Below are 339 nucleotides of genomic sequence, written 5' to 3'. Positions count from 1 at the left end.
GGGCCTATAGCTCAGCTGGTTAGAGCGCACGCCTGATAAGCGTGAGGTCGATGGTTCGAGTCCATTTAGGCCCACCATTATTCCGAAGTAGCTCAGTTGGTAGTAGCACCTGACTGTTAATCAGGTTGTCGCAGGTTCGAGTCCTGCCTTCGGAGCCATTTTTTTATTTACGGGGAAGTACTCAAGAGGCTGAAGAGGCGCCCCTGCTAAGGGTGTAGGTCGGGTAACCGGCGCGAGGGTTCAAATCCCTCCTTCTCCGCCATTGGCCCCTTGGTCAAGCGGTTAAGACACCGCCCTTTCACGGCGGTAACACGGGTTCGAATCCCGTAGGGGTCATAC

General features: G+C 55.2%; 4 tRNA genes. All 4 read left to right on the top strand.

The features are described 5' to 3' along the window. The 4 genes from C9J35_RS23345 to C9J35_RS23330 all read left to right on the top strand — a co-directional run bounded on the left by C9J35_RS23345 (position 1) and on the right by C9J35_RS23330 (position 336). Positions 1-77, top strand: a tRNA-Ile gene (locus tag C9J35_RS23345). Positions 78-81: 4 nt separating this feature from the next. Further along, a tRNA-Asn gene (locus C9J35_RS23340) sits at positions 82-158 on the top strand. Positions 159-171: 13 nt separating this feature from the next. Beyond that, positions 172-262, top strand: a tRNA-Ser gene (locus C9J35_RS23335). 2 nt (positions 263-264) lie between these two features. Beyond that, a tRNA-Glu gene (locus C9J35_RS23330) sits at positions 265-336 on the top strand. Positions 337-339 lie beyond the last annotated feature (3 nt).

It is taken from the genome of Lysinibacillus parviboronicapiens, from assembly GCF_003049575.1.
GTDB classification, from domain to species: domain Bacteria; phylum Bacillota; class Bacilli; order Bacillales_A; family Planococcaceae; genus Lysinibacillus; species Lysinibacillus parviboronicapiens.
Note: the sequence above shows the minus strand (reverse complement) of the source record. Positions and strands in the feature narration are given on the sequence as shown.